At 60.4% G+C, this 3,135-nt stretch carries 2 protein-coding genes and 1 pseudogene; 2 read left to right on the forward strand and 1 reads right to left on the reverse strand.

Annotated features, from left to right (window positions below):
- Positions 1 to 277 (forward strand): hypothetical protein (locus WDW90_RS41050; RefSeq protein ID WP_431311196.1); only part of this gene is annotated, 277 nt, incomplete at its 5' end.
- Positions 278 to 629: 352 nt separating this feature from the next.
- Here WDW90_RS41050 and WDW90_RS35880 read toward each other — a convergent pair.
- Complete coding sequence (locus WDW90_RS35880) at positions 630 to 1,943, reverse strand: MFS transporter (RefSeq protein ID WP_336492518.1); 1,314 nt, start codon at positions 1,941 to 1,943, stop codon at positions 630 to 632.
- Positions 1,944 to 2,758: 815 nt separating this feature from the next.
- Here WDW90_RS35880 and WDW90_RS35885 point away from each other — a divergent pair.
- Positions 2,759 to 3,135, forward strand: a pseudogene (locus WDW90_RS35885) (transposase); the annotation flags it as partial.

A 3,135-nucleotide genomic window follows, 5' to 3' on the forward strand; every position in this document is an offset into this window, starting at 1 on the left:
TGTCGGTCACGACGACCAGAGCTTTCGTCCCAGCTTTGAAACCTTCAACGACAACGACCGCCACATTGTCCTTGGGATTGTGAGCCAGAGCATGCGGGACGCCTGCCTTCTGGTCGCTCTCAGCGGTTTCTGCCACAGCACGTTTAGCGTTCATGCGCCCGATCTCCTCCTTGCGCTCCAAACCATTTTGGTAGCTGATATCTTATATAAGACATGGAATTCGACGGCCGTCAACCATGCTCTTGCGGGCCTGTCGCAAAGTTTTTTGGGCTACTGAGTGAGCCGCGGGTGAGCGCGGCGGAGCATAACTTTTGGTTGTGCTCTCCTCGCCGAGGCGGACGAAGCCGCCCCAACGCGCCCTCGACTCGCTCGATCCGATGCTCCTCCCAACTTCGTTATCGGTATCGAAGATCGGCGAAGAGCCATTGCTGTGGCGGCGAATCACAATCCGCCGCCCGGCTTCGTAGAGGCCAGCCTCGTCGCCTGTTTCGGCCGCGTCCCACCTCGGAAGACCTCGCAGACGCTCGTTCTAACCGGTATCGCGACTGGCTGGACGAAGTGCGCACCGCTGCTCGTGCGGCGGCCACTTCGGCGGAAAATGCTTTAGCGGCTTTGCTGGCGATCAACAGCTACGACGCCCGTACCTCGTCAACGTCTTCCAGAGCGACATCTCTGGTCTCCGACATGAAGGATAGAGCGACGAAAGCGACGAGAGCATACAGGCCGTACACGACTGGTACGTAGAACCACTTCTCGGCGATGTTCTCGCCGATGAGGCCAGCCAGCAGCGGGGGCGCAAACATGCCGCCGAAAATCGCCGACAGGCTATAGGCAATCCCTGCCCCGGAGTACCGGTACTTCGTCGGGAAGTTTTCGGAGGTCAGGATCGGCGCGAGGCCGTGCAGCACGCCGACACCCGTCAGAGTGATGACGAACTGCAGGATCAGGGTCAGCGCGACCTGCTGGTTGAGGATCGCAAGCGTGTAGGGATAGGACAGGATAGCCGTGATCCCGATCGCGAAGTACGTCACTTGCTTCCGCTTCATCAGGTCGGCCAAGGGACCGCTGATAAGCACGCCGATGAGATCACCGATCCTGGCAACGAAGATGATCACCGCCGTTGTCGCGAGCGGGATCCCTGCAGACTTCATGAAGGAAATGGCGTAGGTTCCGCTGACATAGCCGTCCATCTGCTGGAAGCCGCACACGAGCGTCAGCAGGAGGATCGGACGCCAGTGCTGCCGCATCACGTCAAGACTCGGCATCTTCGCCAACTCGTCCTTCTCCTTCAACTTCTCGAACAGCGGCGAGTCGGCCAACTGGAAGCGCGCGAGCAACCCTGGGATCACGACGACTGCCGAAAGCAGCATGGCGATCCGCCAGCCAGAGGTCGCGAAGTTGTCGGACAGGAGATAGAGAACCGCGCTCGCCGCCATGGCGCCTCCTGGAATTCCAAGATTGGCAAGGGACACCCAGAACGCACGGTTTTTTCGCCGCGCCCCGAACTCTGCGAGCAGAGACGACGCTCCGCCGAACTCGCCGCCCAGACCAATACCTTGGATGATGCGCAGGAGGATGAGGAGAATGGGGGCCGCCATCCCTAGCGTGTCGTAGCCCGGCAGGAGGCCGACAAGCATCGTCGTCGCTCCGACGATCAGGATGTTTAGCAGGAACGACTTTTTGCGGCCGGCTCGATCGCCGAAATGCCCGAACAGGAACGCCCCGAGGAGCCGTGCTGGGAACCCGGCGCCGAAGGTGAGATAGGAGAAGACGAGCGCAGCCGTCGGCGAAAGGTTGGGGAAAAATATATGAGGAAAAGCGCTCGCGGCCGCGTACCCGAAGATGAAAAAATCATAGAACTCGACGAGGACGCCTGATGTCGCCGAGAATGCGAGAAGCGAGATCGTCCGACGATCCACGCTGTCTTGGCTTTGGCCTGTCATCCTCGAATCCTTCCAGCGAAAAACAACGTTGTAGATTGATCGTCTGTCTGTATTGTTATCTACTCTCAATCTTTACCGATCGATTTGGCCAGACAGGTTCTAATCAATTCCAACCGAGCACGACATTTCTCGGACACTCGCCCTAACGAGCTTCCGGCCGCCCGATCCAATGCGAAGGACGCGCGGCCCCCGCCAGTTTCGTCCTGGCGATCTGGACGAATGCGGATGTGCGGGGCGGGCTTGCTAGCACTGCCGCCTCCTGTTCAGCATGAGGCCGAACGATCGGCTGCCGTCTTTCCTACGCCCGCTCGCCATTGCGAGCAGGATCACAGATGAATTCTCAACAAGGGGGCACAGACGTGCTGGCGAATGGCGGACCGGCGTCCGCGAAGGTCTCTATTTCCGCGTTCATCGTTCCCTCCCAAGAACGTGTGTGTCTTCGAGACTAGGCTGACCGAGCCGGATGGGGACCGAAATCGGCTGGCGCGGCCTCGAATCTCGTCGCGCGTTCTTGTTTTTGGAGTACGCCGATACGGATCCGAGCGGAGCGCACCCCATCTTATATAAGATGTCTAATGTGTCAACCTGTTCCCCTGACGCAGCGTGTTTGCAAAAGCGTGCAACGTTGGCGAGAACCTCGTCGGCGGTTTTGGTCCAGACGAACGGCTCGGGATGGGCGTTCGTCTCGGCGATGTAGCCCTGAATGGCTGCCTGTAGGTCCGCCGTGCTGGTGAAGGGGGCGTGATGGTGTGGACGCCCCCGACGGCATCAGCGTGCCAGAGTGGTGGTGTGAGAGCCCACTCCCGGAGGCGTCCATGAACCAGGTGAGCACCGTCGGCCTCGATCTCGCCAAGCACATCTTTCAGCTCCATGGGGCTGACAGTGCGGGTGCCGTGGTCTTTCGCAAGAAGCTGCGCCGCGGCCAGGTTCTCGCCTTCCTTGCAACCCTCCCGCCCTGCACGGTGGCCCTGGAAGCGTGTGGCAGCGCTCACTTTCAAGAGCGCGAACCAGCAGGCCGACACCATCGTATTCCGCACGCGGGACCTGCTGGTTCGCCAGCGCACGCAAACCATCAATGCGCTCCGCGGTCATTTGGCCGAGTTCGGGGTGATCGCCGCCAAAGGACCGGTCCATACCTGCAAGCTCATTGCGGCCCTCGAGGATCCCGCCTCCGATCTGCCCCAAGCGGCGC

Origin of the sequence: Methylobacterium nigriterrae, from assembly GCF_037106235.1 — a bacterium.
Taxonomy (GTDB): Bacteria; Pseudomonadota; Alphaproteobacteria; order Rhizobiales; family Beijerinckiaceae; genus Methylobacterium; species Methylobacterium nigriterrae.

Excerpts from the sequence above, each read along its gene's own strand:
- WDW90_RS35880 (WP_336492518.1), bottom strand. The coding sequence starts at position 1,943 with ATGACAGGCCAAAGCCAAGACAGCGTGGATCGTCGGACGATCTCGCTT.